This window comes from Bifidobacterium amazonense (assembly GCF_018555435.2).
GTDB lineage: Bacteria > Actinomycetota > Actinomycetes > Actinomycetales > Bifidobacteriaceae > Bifidobacterium > Bifidobacterium amazonense.
Genome location: NZ_JAFEJT020000041.1, coordinates 1 through 15828, shown reverse-complemented (window position 1 = coordinate 15828; position 15828 = coordinate 1). Strand labels below are relative to the sequence as shown.

Below are 15828 nucleotides of genomic sequence, written 5' to 3'. Positions count from 1 at the left end.
CCAGCCGAGCAAAAGTCAGCGAAAAGGCTCCCCGGGATTTACTCGGGGAGCCTTTTCGTGTCTCCGTGTCGGGCCGATCATGTCGGGCCGATCCGCCAGCCCGATCACGCCCCGCTTTTGCCCGCCGCGTGAACATTCTCACGTCCGCTTCCCAGCGAACGGTCAGGCAGGTAGGATATCTTCTGTACCGACTTCTACCAGTCTATGTTGAGGGAAAATCGAGAATGTCTGAACACGTCGAACCGTCGCCTGATCAGGAAACGTCGCGCGAACTGCCCGCGCGCATCGTGATTCCGCCGATCAAAGGCGAGATGGTGCATCTGCGCCCGGCGACCGTCGAGGATCTGCCCAAGCTGGACGAACTGGACGCCTACTACAATGCGTCGCGCATCACCGGCAAGGATGCGCAGGCCGAACGCGCCGTCGTGCACACATGGGTGCGCCGCTCCGTCGCATGGGCGCACGGACAGGCCGCATCCGAATCCGGCGTCGGGGACCCGGAATCGCGCCGCACGATCGCATGGGCGGTGCTCACCGACTCCGATCACGACGACGACGGCAGGATCGACGCCGCGGAAACCGACAACGTGATCGGCATGGTCTTCCTCATCGACGTCGACGGCTGGGCGCGCTCCGCCCGCATCCAGGTCGTGCTCGGCAAGGACTATCGCGGCCGCGGCTACTCGCGCGACATGATGCCGCGAGTCATGACCTACGGTTTCGCGCCGGAACCGGCAGGCCTCGGACTGCACCGCATCTGGGTCGCCGTACCCGAGAAGAACACGCGTTCGCTGTCCGTCTACCAGTCGCTCGGATTCGTGAAGACCGGTTCGTCGCGCGACGCGCTGTGGGACGCGGAAAACAGCCGTTACCAGGACCTGATCGTACTGGACACGCTGTTCGACGAGTACGATCCGATCCGCTCGCTCGACGCGTTCGGCATGCACGTGATCGAAGACAATCCCGGCATGCGCGAGGCGCTGGCGATACGTGAGCATTCGATCGCGATCCAGCAGCGTCGCCGCGACGACGACAAGACCGACAAGCCGGCCGCCGACGATGCCGCACGTCGCGAAGCGTACGAGAAGATCGGAGTCACGCCGGGCTCCTCGCGGACCGTGACGGACGACGCCGGCAAGACGCGTACGGACGCGGCCTCCGACGAGACCAGCAACTGGCCGTACGGACAATCGGAACGCAAATCGTCGAAGAACGCGTGGTGGCGCAATCTGGGATTGAACCGCAAGCGCGACACGGAAGAGGACTGACATACACCAATGAGCGCCGAGGATCTCGACAACTACGAAACCGACGCGGAACTCGCCCTGTACAAGGAGTACCGCGACGTCATCAAACTGTTCACCTACGTGGTGGAGACCGAACGCCGGTTCTATCTGGCCAACAAGGTCGATTTCAACGTACGATCGGCCGGTCAGGACGTCTATTTCGACGTGCAGCTGACCGACGCGTGGGTCTGGGACGTGTACCGGCCCAGCCGTTTCGTCAAGAACGTGCGCATCGTCACGTTCAAGGACGTGAACGTCGAGGAGGTCCAGAAGACCGACATCGACATCCCAGACGACATTCACTGACGATGCCGCGCTGACGTTGCGTTCCAGCGGTGACCGGCGACGGCCGGCAGATACGTTATCCGACACGCTCCGGGCCGCTCGGCCAAGTCATACGGTCGGACAACGCATCTGCCGGCCGTCGCCGGTCACCGCTGGAACGTAACAGATCCCGTCGTAGTGCAACGTAAGTCATGGCAAGCGGCGAGAATGTGAGGAAATGCACAAGACGGGCGTGCGGTTCCTGCGCGTGGGGTAGACTATCGCTGATTTTGTTATAAGGAGACTTACGTGACGCAAAAACAATCCGTGGTGATCATCGGCGGCGGCCCCGCGGGCCTGACCGCGGCGTGGGAGTTCGTCAAGGACGGCGGCGCCGACAAGTACGACGTGACCGTGCTCGAAGCCACCCGCGAATTCGGCGGCATCTCGCGCACCGTCAAGCACAATGGCAACCGCATGGACATCGGCGGCCACCGTTTCTTCTCCAAGGACACGCGCATCATGGACTGGTGGAAGGACGTGCTTCCGCTGCAGGGCGCGCCCAGCTACGACGACAAGAAGCTCGGCCGCGAGCACGAGATGGAGCCGGGCGGCCCGGATCCGGAGGTCACCGACGAGGTGATGCTCAAGCGCCACCGCGTCTCGCGCATCTTCTACGGCGGCCGTTTCTTCGACTATCCGATCTCGCTCAAGCCCGCCACGTTCAAGGCGATGGGCTTCGTGATGACCATGCAGGCCGGCTTCAGCTACCTCGCCTCCATGTTCCACAAGCTGCCCGAGGACAACCTCGAGAACTTCTACATCAACCGCTTCGGCCGCAAGCTGTATTCGATGTTCTTCGAAGGCTACACCGAGAAGCTGTGGGGGCGCCATCCCTCACAGATTTCCGCCGATTGGGGCGCGCAGCGCGTCAAGGGCCTGAGCGTGCTCGGCGTGCTCAAGAACGCGTTCCAGAAGCTCCTGCCGAAGAAGCGCTCCAACGCGGAGGTCGAAACCTCGCTCATCGAGGAGTTCTGGTATCCGAAGTACGGTCCGGGCCAGCTGTGGGAGACCGTGGAGAAGCGCTGCGCGGCGAACGGCGCGAAGGTGATCACCGACGCGAACGTCGTCGAGGTCAAGCAGGATCACGGACGCATCTCCTCCGTCGTGTACGAGGATTCGGAAGGCAACCGCACCGAGCTGACCGCCGACCAGTTCATCTCGTCGATGCCGATCAAGGATCTCGTCAACGCGGTGGACGCGTCGGACAAGCCCGCGCCGAAGGACATCACGACCATCGCCAACGGCCTGCCGTACCGCGACTTCGTGACCGTCGGCCTGCTCGTCAAGAAGCTGCGCCTGAAGAACACGACCAACATCCCCACGCTCGGCAACCCGCCGATCGTGCCGGACTGCTGGATCTACGTGCAGGATCCGGGCTACACCGTCGGCCGCATCCAGGTGTTCAACAACTGGAGCCCGTACCTGGTCAAGGACGTGGACGACACCGTGTGGATCGGCCTCGAATACTTCTGCGATGAAGGCGACTCGTTCTGGAACATGAGCGAGGAGGAGTGCGTGCGCTTCGCGATCAGCGAGATGGTGCGCATGAAGGTCATCGCCAGCCCCGCCGACGTGCTCGACACGCACCGTGAGAAGGTCAAGAAGGCGTATCCGGCCTACTTCGACACCTACGCGCAGATGGACGAGCTCGTCGAATACCTCGACTCGTTCGGCAACCTGTACTGCGTCGGCCGCAACGGCCAGCACCATTACAACAACATGGACCATTCGATGGCCACCGCCATCGAAGCGGTGAACAACATCAAGATCGGCAAGACGTCCAAGAAGAACGTATGGTCTGTGAACACCGAGAAAAGCTATCATGAGGAAAAGTAGCGGCTTTTCCACCTGATGAAACGGCCCGTCGCGCCATGCGGCGGGCCGTTTTGCGTTGGTCGCGGTTCGGTTGTAATGTATCTACCAGTTCGCGGGCATGGCGTGCAGCGAACGTTCGATAGCGGCAAGACCGCAAATCATTCTTAGTGCAAGGCACGGCTCATGCCGTTATTGCTCAAGGAAAGGTAATTACGAGTGGCAACCAGCCAGAATCTTGAGAGTATGAAGCTGCCCGAGCTCAAGGAGCTCGCCAAGCAGATGGGACTTCGTGGCACGTCGACGATGCGCAAGCCCGAATTGCTCGCCACATTGCAGGCCGCCCGTTCCGGCGGCGAGGCGCCCGCCGGCGTGACGGTGCGTGCGCCGAAGAAGAAGACCGTGGAAAAGACCCCGGTGGAGGAGTCCGTGCAGACTCCCGCCGCGCCGGCTTCCGTGGCCCCGGCCGTCGCCGTTCCGGCTGCCGCCGAGCCAGCTCCGGCCACCGCTGCCGAGCCTGTCCCGGCCCCCGCGGTTCCCGCCACCCAGTCGCTGACCTCCCCGAAGATGCGCCGCCCGCGCGTGACGCGCCCGGCCGGAGCCGTTTCCGAACAGCCGTCCATCGAACTGCCGGAAGTCAAGAAGGACGCCGAAACCACGGTCCGTCGTCGCCGTCGCGAAGAGGAGGCGTCGGCCCTGCTGCTCAACGATCTCGGCTTCGAGCCGACCGGCGGGGACCGTGCCGATCGTGCGGACCGTAATGACCGTAATGACCGTACTGATCGTACGGACCGCCGTCGCAAGAACGACGAGGATCGTCCGATGACGCGCCGTCGCCGCGACTTCGGCTCCTCCGACGACGAGCAGCCGCGCGTGCGTCGTCGTTTCGACGCGAACGAACCGTCGGGAGAGGACACCGTGCGCGATCTGGACGACATCCTCGCCACGCTGCCCACGCAGCAGAACGCCGCGACCGAGCCGTCCGACAACGAATCCGGCGAGCGTGAATTCACCCGTCGCAACCGCAACCGCGGCGATCGTGCGGAACGTGGCAACGATCGCAATGCGGATCGTCGTCAGCGTCGCATGCGTGGCCGCGATTTCGACGAGCACGACAACGGCAACGACCAGCGCGAGACCCGCGACGTGCGCCGCGAGGAGCCGCAGGACGATCTCGTACCGGTCGCCGGCATCGTCGACGTGCTCGAATCGTATGCGTTCGTGCGCACCTCCGGCTACCTGCCCGGTCCGAACGACGTGTACGTGTCGATGGGCCAGGTCAAGAAGTACGGTCTGCGCAAGGGCGACGCCGTGCACGGCTCGATCCGCGCGCCTCGTGAGAACGATCGCCGCAACCAGCGTCAGAAGTTCGTGCCGCTGCAGTCCATCGATTCGATCAACGGCATGAGCGTCGAGGATGCGGCGAACCGTCCGCAGTTCAGCAAGCTCACCCCGCTGTATCCGCAGGAGCGTCTCAAGCAGGAGACCGCGCCGAACAAGCTGACCGGCCGCATCATGGACATCGTCTCGCCGATCGGCAAGGGCCAGCGTGGCCTGATCGTCTCCCCGCCGAAGGCCGGCAAGACGATCACGCTGCAGAACATCGCCAATGCGATCGCCACGAACAATCCGGAAGTCCACCTGATGGTCGTGCTCGTGGACGAACGCCCGGAGGAAGTCACCGACATGGAGCGCACCGTGCAGGGCGAGGTCATCTCCTCGACCTTCGACCGCCCCGCCTCCGACCACACCACCGTCGCCGAGCTCGCGATCGAACGTGCGAAGCGACTCGTGGAGCTCGGCCAGGACGTGGTCGTGCTGCTCGACTCGATGACCCGCCTCGCCCGCGCCTACAACATCGCCGCGCCGGCCTCCGGCCGCATCCTGTCCGGCGGCGTGGACGCGCAGGCCCTGTACCCGCCGAAGAAGTTCTTCGGTGCGGCCCGCAACATCGAAAACGGCGGCTCGCTCACCATCATCTCGTCCGCGCTGGTGGAGACCGGCTCGAAGATGGACGAGGTGATCTTCGAGGAGTTCAAGGGCACCGGCAACATGGAGCTGCGTCTGAGCCGCGAACTGGCCGACAAGCGCATGTTCCCGGCCATCGACATCAACGCGTCCGGCACGCGCCGCGAGGAGCTGCTCACCGCGCCGAACGAACTGCCGATCATCTACCGTCTGCGCCGACTGCTCGGCGGTCTCGAGCCGGAGCAGGCGTATCAGACGCTGGTGCCGCGTCTCAAGAAGTCGCCCACCAACCGCGACTTCCTCGCCGCGATCAGCCAGCAGGCTAACGGCGGTGCCGTCAACGGCAACTGATCCGTACCGACGCTGAACAACGCTCAACGAGGGGGCTTCCCATATCGGGGGAGCTCCCTCGTGTGTTTGGGGTCGCGAGACGGCTACGCCATGATTTCGAGATGGTGGTAGGCGGGCGTGTGGCGGCCGATCAGCGGATCGCCGTGACGCATGGCGAATTCGCCCAGGCGGCGCACGCCTTCGCGCAGCTCGCCCGCGTCGCCGGCGTAGGAGAGCCGCACGAAGCCTTCGCCCTCCTTGCCGAACGCGCTGCCGGGCACCACGGCGACGTGCGATTCCTCGAGCAGACGCCGGGCGAACGTGTCGGAGTCCATGCGCGTGGCTCGGATATCGACGAACGCGTAGAACGCGCCCTCCGGTTCGATCAGGCGTACCGCCGTGCAATCGGCCAATCCGTCCATGACGATTTGCCTCTTGCTTCGATAGTCCTCGCGCATGGCGGCGACCGGCTCCATCGGGCCGTTCAGCGCGGCCTCGCCCGCATATTGCGCTGTCGAGTTGACCGACGAATGCATGAGTTCGGCGATTTTGCTGGTCTGTTCGATGACGGCTGCCGGCGCGAGCAGATAGCCGATGCGCCAGCCGGTCATGGCGAACGTTTTCGACAGGCTTTCGACGACGATCGTGCGTTCGTGCATGCCGTCGACGGCCGCGATCGACGGGGCGGCGGGGAGGGCGGCGCCGGCTGTTCCGTTTGTGCCGTTCGTTCCGAGCGTATCCGTTCCGCACGCGTCCGTTCCGCACGTGTCGGTTCCGAAGACGAACGGATGATAGACCTCGTCCGAAATCGCCCAGATATTGTGCCGTTTGCATACGTCGGCGATGCGCGCGAGCTCGTCGGCGGGCGTGACCGCACCGGTCGGGTTGCCGGGGGAGTTGATGATGACCGCGCGGGTGCGCGGCGTGATTGCAGCTTCGATGTCGTCGGCGTTCAATCGCATCTGATGCTCCGGCTTGAGCGCCACGTACGCCGGCACGCCGCCGCACATCATCACCTCGGCGTCGTATGACGTGAAGAACGGGGAGGGGATGATCACCTCGTCGCCGGGGTCCAGCACGGCCTTCAGCGCGAGGAACAGGCCGATCGTCGCGCCGTCCACCGCCTGGATTTCGGTTTCGGGATCGTATGCCAGCCCCTTTACGCGGCGCGAATATGCGGCGACCGCCTCGCGGAATGCGTCGATGCCGAGCACGTTCGTGTACTTGGTGTGTCCCTCGCGGATCGACCGGCAGGCGGCTTCGACGATATGCGGCGCGGCGGTGAAGCTCGGCTCTCCGACGCACAACGAAATCGCGTCGGGCACGCGTTCGACGCGGTCGAACACGTCGCGGATACCGGAACGGGGGATGGCCCGGGCCGTGCGGGACAGTTGCGGGTCGGTTGCGCCATCAAACGCGCGAGTAGTCATGTGAGCAGCCGTATAGGCAGCCATGTGATCAGTCATGCGAGCACCGCCTTTCGGAAAAGTTCTGGTAGAAATGATGGTATGTAATAAACATTACGAAAAAGACTGGATATTCCGTAAAATTAATGCATCTGTGACGTTCGTGTGACGTGTCGGGGAGGGGTCGCCCGACTGCCGGCCCGTGGAGGGGTGCGTATGGGGCGTGTATGGGGACGCATGATGAGGCGCATGGCGGCACGGCGATAGGATGGTGCATATGAAGGAACAGGACGATCACGCAACCGCGTCCGGCGCGCAAGGAGCCGGCCCCTTGGCCGGCATGACCCCGTTCGGCGTGGATGCGAAGGACGCGACGATCCTCGACATGCTCGAGGCGGACGGCCGGGCCACGCTCGCGCAGCTTGCCAAAGCCACCGGACTGTCCGTATCCACCGTGCAGTCCCGCGTGCAGAAACTCGAAAAACGCGGCGTGATCAAAGGCTACAGCGCCGTCATCGACCACGATCAACGCGGCCTGCCGATCAGCGCGTTCGTCTCGGTCACCCCGCTCGACTACGCGCGCGAGGCCGACATCCCGCGCAAGCTGCGCGACGTGGACGGCGTCGTCTCCTGCTATTCCGTCGCGGGCGCGCCCAGCTTCGTCCTGCTCGTGCGCGTCGCCACCCCGGCCAAACTCGAGGAGCTGCTCAACCTCATCCACCGCACCGTGCCGGTGAGCACCGAAAGCACCGTCATCCTCAAGACCTACTTCTGACGAACCGCACGCTCCTCGAACGGCCCGCGAACGGCCGTATGGTGCGTCGAGCGAACCGGTGATAGGCTGTCAACCATGAGCGAAACGAACGAAACGCAGTCCGAAGGCGGCGACTGGCTGCCCGCATCCGACGCCACGCAACCCTCCGAATCCGAAACGGTCATCGACTCGACCACGGCCGCCGCAGATCCGCAGACCGCGGAGATCGTGGCGAAAATCAAGTCCCTTCGCCAGTCCATCGACAACGTGGACACGGCCATCGTCTCGCTGCTGGCCGAGCGTTTCAAGTACACGTCGCAGGTCGGCGTGCTCAAGGCGCGCGCCGGCTTCGCACCCGCCGACTACAAGCGCGAGGACTACCAGATCGAACGTTTGCATCGTATCGCCGTCGCCGCCGGGCTCGACCCGGACATCGCCGAAATGTACCGCGAATTCGTCGTCACCGAAGCGAAGAAGCGTCACGCGCGCATCGCGGCCGCCGGCGGCGACCCGGGCGTGCTCGACGTGTTCGCCTGATCTGTCCGGTTTTTCGCCGTGCGCCGGTCCGCTGTCCGACCGTCGGATTAGATAACTCTCAGTTGGATGGTTGGATGATCGCGACAGACGAGCGACGGGAGGCGGCATGAATCGTGTCGGACGAGCGGTGACACGATGCTGCGGTGCCGTGCTTTCGCTTGCCGTCAGCGTGACGCTGATCGGCGTGGGGTCGGGGGATCCGTCCGTTCGACTCGCGTCGACTGCGGCAGGCAGCAGTACGATCGCCGCAAGTCGTTACTTGAATCATGGCGTCTTCGCCTCGTTGACGACGCGCGACGGTGTTGCGAACGTCCTGTTCGGGCCGTCTGGTGGCGTGTATGTGACGGACGGTTCGGCCGATGACTCGGCCAGTTCTACGGACGATGCAACCGGTTCGGCCGATCCGGCCCGGACCAGCGGCTCCGGCTCCTCTGACTCGTCCACGAACGCCGTGACCCGCACCGACGCCGGCACGGAGGCGCTGCCGTGGAGGATCCGCGTCACCTACTCGCTGGACGGGCCGCAGAAAACCGCGGCCGAAGTCGATGGCGCGACCGGATTGGTCGGCGTGCGCGTCATCGTCGAACGCAATCCGCTCGCCTCGGCAGACATCGCCGCGCAGGCCGAACGGCTCGTGCCGATGGTCGCGTTTACCGTGCCGTCCGACGTGGCCAGCGACATCAGCGCCAACAATGGCACGATCGTTACGCAGAACGGTTCCGACATGCTCGTCACGGCCGTCGGCAAGGCCGGCGGACACGTCGCCGACGACGGCGGCATCATCGAGGATCTCGCCGAAGGCAACATCGATGCGACGTCCGATCGCACCGTACTCGACGTGAGCGTGTACTGCACGGCGAAACGATTCTCGATGAGCGCGGTCACGTTCGCCGCGGTGCCGGCCGGCGACGCAGCGGCGTTCGTCTCGCAGATCGACGGACTCGCCGCAAGCGCGTCGTCGCTCACCGACGTGGCCAACGGGACAAGCGGCCAGGGCAACGACGAACTCATCAGCCAGCTGACCGCATTGCGCGACCACGAACGCGAACTCGCGAAGACCACGCTCGCTGAACGTACCGCCGCGCACAGGCAGGCGTTCGATGCGTACATGGCCGCATACGTCGGCTCCTACACCACGCACCTGTCCGGCTCGATCGGCACTTCCACGCAGCTGCCGGCGCTCATCGGCACCGCCAAGGAACTGAGCGGCGACACCCCGCTCGCCACCGCCGTGGTCGATCTCGCCAACGCGGTCAACTCGGTCAGCGCCGCACACCGGCACACCGGGGCTGCCGACGAAGTCGATGCGATCATTCGCAGAATCCGACAGCAGGGCACGGACGGGCTGGTCGTCGAACTCAAACAACAGGCCGGCATCGAATCGACGCAAGGCTCCAAAGGCTACAGCGCCGGGCAATCGCAGCTTTCGCAGGCCATGATCCCGTATTCGATGGCCTACACCGACACGTACACCAAGCATCTGAGTGAACTCACCGGCGGCACGTCGGCCGGGGCGGCCGCCTACCAGCAGCAGGCGATCGATGCGACCAACGACGACTTCACGTCCATCGCCGATCTCAAGGACGATCAGGCGAAAGTGGATGCGGCGATGAGTGCGCTCGCCACCGCCAGTGAACATACGGGCGCGGCGCAGGCGATTCAGTCGCTGCTGCTGCGGTACGAGGATGAGTTCGAGAACGGGGACTCCGATGGCGGGACGGGGACCGGAGCCGGGGCGGCCGGTGAGTCCGGTGCCACGAATGCTGAGAGCTCCGACGACGGTGGCCAAATCAGCAGCGGTGGCACCGGGGATACTGTCGAAGATGCCGCCAGCGGATCCGGCACGTCCGTGTTCCCGTCGACGCAGGCGCGTGACGGCATCGCGGCAAGCGTGGAGGCCAAGCGGCAAGAGGCGCTCGCCGCCGCGCGGCGCAAGGCCGCCGCCGAACAGCGCAAGGCGCAGGATTCCGGGCAGATCACCAGTCTGGTGGACGACACCACGTCGATGAGCAAGGATGATGTGATGAGCTTCGCCGGCGGCATTTCGTCGATCGGTGGAGGCGCCGGCGCGTCGTCTGGGGCTGATGCGTCGTCGGACTCTGCTGGCTCTGGTTCATCCGGAAACATCGACGGCACGACCGCTGCGGGCTCGTCGTCCGCGGCGACGTCGAACGAGACCCCATCCGTCGCGTACGGCATGCGCGGCATGGGATCCGCGACGCTGCTGATCCCCGGTGGCGACGATCACATCAGCGAAACGCTGTCCATCGGCGACGCCGCGGACGTACTCACCGCCGCCGTCAAAGCCCTGCAGGACAACGGCAGCCTCGCCGATCTCGGCACAGCTTTGTCGAACGGCACGACCGCCCGCTTCGTCATCATGGTCGCCAACTGACCGCCTCGGAATCGCGGCCGTATGGCGCTGTGTTGCGACGACGATTCCCGCCGTCGCACGTGATCCTCCTGCTGTAGAAGCTGGCGGTAGCCTCGGCCCCCCCCTCACTGAGGGGGCTCCCGACGAAGTCGGGTGGGGGAGCTCCGCGGCCAACGGCCGCCAAACAAACAGCATCGCGCGAAGCGCGATACCGCATTACCTGGCCATCAACCCCGGGAAACGGCTCAGATGTCCTGATCGAAGCGGATCTGGCGGCCGCCGGTCTCCATGTCGACGCTGCCGGAGACAAGCTCGATGAGCTGCTGGACCAGCGGGAAGATCAGGAACGTGCCGCCGATCGACCACAGGTTCAGGAATGTGGTGGACATGCCCATCGGCACGAGCACGATGCGCGCGGCCACCATCAGCGAGCCGATGATCGGGAACAGCATGTGGAAGAAGAATCCGAAGTGACGCTTGGTCTTGTGCTGGTGCCATGCGACGAGCAGCAGCGGGATGATGATGGTCCACGCGCCGGCCGTCATGATGATTTCGCGCAGCGTGCCGAGCAGCCCCTTGCCGGGCATGAACATCGAGATCGCCAGCAGTACGAAGCCGATCCACACCGCGCGCTTGAGCGGTTTGTCGTTGATCACCTCGTCCGCCGACAGATCGTCGACCTGATCGTTGATATCCACGCTTGCACTGCTCATCGGGCCCCCTCGATAATCGTGTCAATCATACCGCGGGGCCGTGCGCCGAATGGCATGGAACTTCATCATGCGGTCGGCTCGGCGTCTCCGAGCCAGTAGCGTGACCCGTCTTCCGCTCGCCGGATCAGGCCGCGGTCGATCAGATAACGGCGGATTTCCGCGGCATCGTCGACCATCATCGACAGTCGCGCGGTCAGTTCCGCCTCGGTCAGCCACGACCGCGCGCCCATGTTCTCGAACACCCGCCCGCCGATCGCGCGCAGCATCGCCTCGCGCTCATCCTCCGCCTGCGGGAACGAATGGACACGATCCATAAGCAGGATGCCCTGATCGGACATGAGATCCTTGAGCCGCTCCTGCGCCTCGGCCAGCCCGGCCACGGAAAACTCCGCATCGTCCGAAAGCCATCCCAGCTGTTTCAACGGCCCGGTCACGCCGGACGGGTCACCCGCCAGCACCTTCGCCAGATCATCCCGCAGCTTCGGCGTCCGCAACATGCTCAACAGCATCCGGCATTCGCGGAGTGTCTGCTCGGCATTCTTATCCATGTCGTATTCCTTTCCAAGGTTGCACTATTGCCTATCGGTATTGATTTGCGCTTGGCTCTACGGTTGCCGATGGTGGTGTGCACAGGGGAATGGTGGCTCTGCATATCCATGTCCTTCCATCGGAATCCGTGATAATGTTGCCGCCGATATTCGTAATCGCTTGCTGTTGCGTTTTGAGTCCGAATCCGCCTTGTTGTAGTAGCTTTGGTTTGAGGGATATTTCATTCATCTGAGTTATCGTGCAAGATGTTGGCTGAAACTGTATTCGTAATAAATAGGTTGCTTCGCGACTCGCGTGACGAAGTATGTTGTTATAGAGTTCGTTCAGTAATGCGATGATTGCCATGTGTCTGTCCGGGGATACTATACCGTCGTCAAAGTTGCCTTCTATGATGGTATCGCCTGTGAGTCCAACCTCGTGAAGACGTGCTTCTGCTTTGCTGGTGACTTGCAATATATCATCGCGTAGCATCATCATGGCATGGTGTTTGTTCTGATCTGAGCAAGATAATGTATCGATGATTTCATGAACGATGGCAAGAAGATCTTCCGCTGTGGAGCTGATGCTGTCCAATGTATTCAGAGTGCTGCGGTCATGATCGTGGAGTGCTTCATTCTTTGCTAGAAGAACTATGAGCGACAGTTGTGCCGTCAAGTTGTCGTGAATCGTACTGGCCCATTGATTACGACGTCGTGCATCTTCGAGTTCGTGGTTGCGTCTGATGAGTTCTTGAACCTGTTGGTTGTGTCGTATAGCCATGCCGATCCCCGCAAAAAAAGAAGAATGACATTCCCAAAGACGTGGCGCTTGCCAATGGATAGGTGCCGAACGGGTAGAGAAAATATGAGATCGTATGACTGAGCGCTGATACGAGGGCGAAGAAGACAACGCATCCTGTTGTATAGGAGTATCCGATGATGCTTAAGGATAGCCAGATGCCGAACAGCATTGATGGTCCATGCTGGTCGGGGAGGGCCACATAGGGGCAGGCAATAATGAGAAGTGCCGGTGCTGCCATTTTTGGCCTGTAGGGAATAAGTGCAAGAAGCGCGAGATGCAACACGGAGAAAACGATGATAATCGTGGAAAGAGGCCAAAGGATGATTGTTTCGCATATGAAATATACCGCAAAGACTAGAGCTAATATGGTCAATGCTATGATCGTTTTTTTATCATGAACATGTCTATCATGAACATGATGCTTTAGGTTTTTCATAGACGTCCTTTGATCCAGATTACTGCAGCGTGTGTTCGATTATGTGCTCCGAGTTTATCTAAAATATGTTCGATATGGGTTTTTACGGTCGATTCCGATATGCTGAGGCGTGCCGCTATCTCGTTGTTATTTAATCCTTCCGCTACGAGATCCATGATATCGGCGTCGCGTCTGGTGAGTAATGACACGGTTGTCTTCGGCTTATATTGAATACGGTCGTATGCCTCTGTGACTGAGAGAAAGGGCGGTACGACTTGGTATGGTCGGTGGTTAAGAACGCTACTTATGATATTCAACATGCTATCGATATCGGTTTTGGAAACCAATGCCTGCGCTCCGGCGTCTGCTATACGTTCTTGATATGTTTGCAGGGAAAATGAGGTAATGCCAATAATCGGCATATCGCTGATATGCTGCCGCATGATATTGCATGCCTCTATGCCGCTAAGATGTTCCATGCTCATGTCCAAAAACAATAGGTTTGGTCTGGTCGCGGCTTCGAGACAACGGCGTATGGCTTCATATTCGTCGGAAGTGGACCATATTCCAACACGCTCGCCGAAGTGGCTCTTGATAAGTCCTGAGAGCGCGTTGGTGGTAAGCGGATCGTTATCTACGAGCCCTATGACGATATGTTTCATGATGATCTATCTTATATGTTTTGTAATCCGACGTTTCATTTATATGTCATCCATGATTATGGCTGCCCATATGGTTGCTGTGAACTACCGGTATTCGGTTTGAGGGGAATATGTCCTAGTGTATCGGATGTTTGACAACATTCCCATAGGTGACATGACGGATGCTTCGATTTGTCTTCTGGATTGTGCGAGTGAAAATATTATGATTGCTGAAGTATTGGGAGAGATATGAGAATGTGGGATTATGCTCGCGAAACGGTATAACGCGCTGGTGTATTTTGGTCAGGGCTGTTTTCTGGCGTATTACGTGATCGCGTTTCGGCAGGCGGGACTGTCCTTGGCCCTGATCGCCGTCGCGAATTCGCTGTTCGACGTCATGTCGGTGATCTGCGAGTTGCCGACCTCGGTGCTGTTCGACAAATGGTCGGGCAAGAAGATCATGGTGCTTGGCGCGGCCGCCCGATTGACCGGGTTCGTCTGTTTTCTGATCGACTCGTCGAACTTCTGGATGGTGGTGGCCGGCGAACTGCTCACCGGTTTCGGTTCGTCCACGGAGACCGGCGCCGCGTCGGCCCTGTACGTCGCCGAGCAGGAGGAGCGGGAACGGCGGTCCGGCACGAGCAGTCGCACCGAAACGAAGCTTGCCGAATTGGGCGAGGCGATCGGTCTGTCCGTGATCGCCGGCGGCGTGGTCGGCGCGGCGCTGTATGCCATCGCCCCGTCGCTGATCTGGGTCGGGGCGGGAGCGGCGTATCTGCTGGCGATCGTGACGTTGCTGCGCATGCCCGACATGACGGTCGCCGCTGACCGAAGCGCGGGTGCGGTGACGTTGCGCACGTTGCTCCGCGACATGTGGCGGTCGGTGATGGGCGGCATCCGTGTGCCGGAATGTTGGATGGTCGTGGCGTTGGACATCGGCGCGATGTCGATCGCGATGCTGTGGCCGTTGCTGCTCGGCGACGATTACAGCACGATGTGGCTGCAGCTGATCGGTTTGATCGCGATGAACGGCGGCACGGCGGCGGCCGGACGGTTGGGGCGGCGGTTTGGTTCCACGCCGGCCCGACTGGTCTCATACTTGCTGATCGACGCGGTGTGCATCGCGGTCACGGCCTGGTGCGGCAATGATGTGCTGCTGATCGTTGCGTTCTTCGTGAGCGTGTGCGCGCATGGTCTGGCGATGAACGCGTTCTGCGGCAAGGTGTACGCGCGCGTGGATCCTGACGAGCGTGCGTCGGCGATGTCGGTCGTATCGTTGCTGTCCACGTTGGGCATCGCGATATTGCAGCCGCTGGTCGGTCTGCTTGGTCAATCCCACCTGCAGTTGGCGGCGATGTGCACCATTCCGGTGTTCCTCATCCCGATGGTCTACGTCTGTATGAGCGGCAGAGCCCGTTCCTGACGTTCGGTTTTGGCATCCGATCCCGTGTTGATCTGGTGGGAACGTGGACGGGTTGATCTGGGAACGTGGACGGGGCGATCTAGGAACGTGGACGGGCCGATCTGGGATCGGGATCTGGGGATCGTGGGTATAAACCGACCATGTGGGCATAGACCTACCACGAACAGGCCGAAAACACCCCTTTCATGGTAGGTCTATGCCCACAATCGCGTAAATGTCCGGTCTGTGCCCACGATTCGATCTCGATAATGTACCGTCTGTGCCCACGATCGGACAGAATTTGGTTGAATTCAGACGATTGCCGTGCGGCCGCGGTTCGTAAATGTCCGGTCTGTGCCCACAACGGTTTTTTGATTATCGTAATCGGACCATCTGCCGGATGGAGTGTGGGCATAGACGGCACATTAGGACGGTACGACAGGAGGCAGGGCTGTGCAACGGGGCGGCGTACGGCGGGATGGATACGAAGGATGGTACGGAAGACGATACGACAGGATGACAGTCCGATATGAC

The 15828-nt window shown here is 61.8% G+C and carries 13 protein-coding genes; 8 read left to right on the top strand and 5 right to left on the bottom strand.

Annotation, left to right across the window (positions count from 1 at the left end; all coding sequences use genetic code 11):
* The first annotated feature begins 224 nt into the window (after positions 1–224).
* From JS533_RS09480 to rho, 4 genes are all read left to right on the top strand, one after another.
* Complete coding sequence (locus JS533_RS09480) at positions 225–1268, top strand: GNAT family N-acetyltransferase (RefSeq protein WP_241514173.1); 1044 nt, start codon at positions 225–227, stop codon at positions 1266–1268.
* A 9-nt stretch (positions 1269–1277) separates the two neighbouring features.
* Positions 1278–1592 carry a DUF2469 domain-containing protein gene (locus JS533_RS09475; protein WP_033494454.1) on the top strand — a complete coding sequence of 105 codons (315 nt, stop codon included), beginning with the start codon at positions 1278–1280 and terminating at the stop codon, positions 1590–1592.
* Positions 1593–1859: 267 nt separating this feature from the next.
* Positions 1860–3449 (top strand): NAD(P)/FAD-dependent oxidoreductase, encoded by a 1590-nt coding sequence (locus tag JS533_RS09470; RefSeq protein WP_241514172.1) that lies wholly within the window; start codon positions 1860–1862, stop codon positions 3447–3449.
* Positions 3450–3644: 195 nt separating this feature from the next.
* Entirely contained in the window at positions 3645–5744 is a 2100-nt protein-coding gene (gene rho, locus JS533_RS09465) for a transcription termination factor Rho (protein ID WP_241514171.1), read from the top strand.
* 83 nt (positions 5745–5827) lie between these two features.
* On the opposite strand, the gene JS533_RS09460 is transcribed toward rho, so the two are convergent.
* Complete coding sequence (locus tag JS533_RS09460) at positions 5828–7153, bottom strand: pyridoxal phosphate-dependent aminotransferase (RefSeq protein ID WP_241514170.1); 1326 nt, start codon at positions 7151–7153, stop codon at positions 5828–5830.
* Positions 7154–7469: 316 nt separating this feature from the next.
* Between JS533_RS09460 and JS533_RS09455 the strand changes: the two genes are divergently transcribed.
* The 3 genes from JS533_RS09455 to JS533_RS09445 all read left to right on the top strand — a co-directional run bounded on the left by JS533_RS09455 (position 7470) and on the right by JS533_RS09445 (position 10815).
* Positions 7470–7904 carry an Lrp/AsnC family transcriptional regulator gene (locus JS533_RS09455; RefSeq protein WP_241514183.1) on the top strand — a complete coding sequence of 145 codons (435 nt, stop codon included), beginning with the start codon at positions 7470–7472 and terminating at the stop codon, positions 7902–7904.
* Positions 7905–7979: 75 nt separating this feature from the next.
* Positions 7980–8420, top strand: coding sequence for a chorismate mutase (locus JS533_RS09450; protein ID WP_241514169.1), 441 nt, complete (start codon positions 7980–7982; stop codon positions 8418–8420).
* Positions 8421–8568: 148 nt separating this feature from the next.
* Positions 8569–10815: a hypothetical protein gene (locus JS533_RS09445; protein ID WP_241514168.1), complete on the top strand. Its 2247-nt coding sequence runs from the start codon at positions 8569–8571 to the stop codon at positions 10813–10815.
* A 224-nt stretch (positions 10816–11039) separates the two neighbouring features.
* Here the strand turns inward: JS533_RS09445 and JS533_RS09440 are convergent, their stop codons facing one another.
* The 4 genes from JS533_RS09440 to JS533_RS09425 form a co-directional block, all read right to left on the bottom strand.
* Positions 11040–11507 carry a hypothetical protein gene (locus tag JS533_RS09440; RefSeq protein ID WP_241514167.1) on the bottom strand — a complete coding sequence of 156 codons (468 nt, stop codon included), beginning with the start codon at positions 11505–11507 and terminating at the stop codon, positions 11040–11042.
* Positions 11508–11572: 65 nt separating this feature from the next.
* Entirely contained in the window at positions 11573–12055 is a 483-nt protein-coding gene (locus JS533_RS09435; protein ID WP_241514166.1) for a DUF2087 domain-containing protein, read from the bottom strand.
* A 31-nt stretch (positions 12056–12086) separates the two neighbouring features.
* Complete coding sequence (locus tag JS533_RS09430) at positions 12087–12815, bottom strand: sensor histidine kinase (protein ID WP_241514165.1); 729 nt, start codon at positions 12813–12815, stop codon at positions 12087–12089.
* A gap of 453 nt (positions 12816–13268) precedes the next feature.
* The gene (locus JS533_RS09425; RefSeq protein ID WP_241514164.1) at positions 13269–13913 is read right to left on the bottom strand and encodes a response regulator transcription factor; all 645 of its coding nucleotides are present in this window, start codon (positions 13911–13913) and stop codon (positions 13269–13271) included.
* Positions 13914–14157: 244 nt separating this feature from the next.
* Between JS533_RS09425 and JS533_RS09420 the strand changes: the two genes are divergently transcribed.
* A complete protein-coding gene (locus tag JS533_RS09420) occupies positions 14158–15315 on the top strand; it encodes an MFS transporter (RefSeq protein WP_241514163.1) in 1158 nt (385 codons plus the stop codon).
* Positions 15316–15828 lie beyond the last annotated feature (513 nt).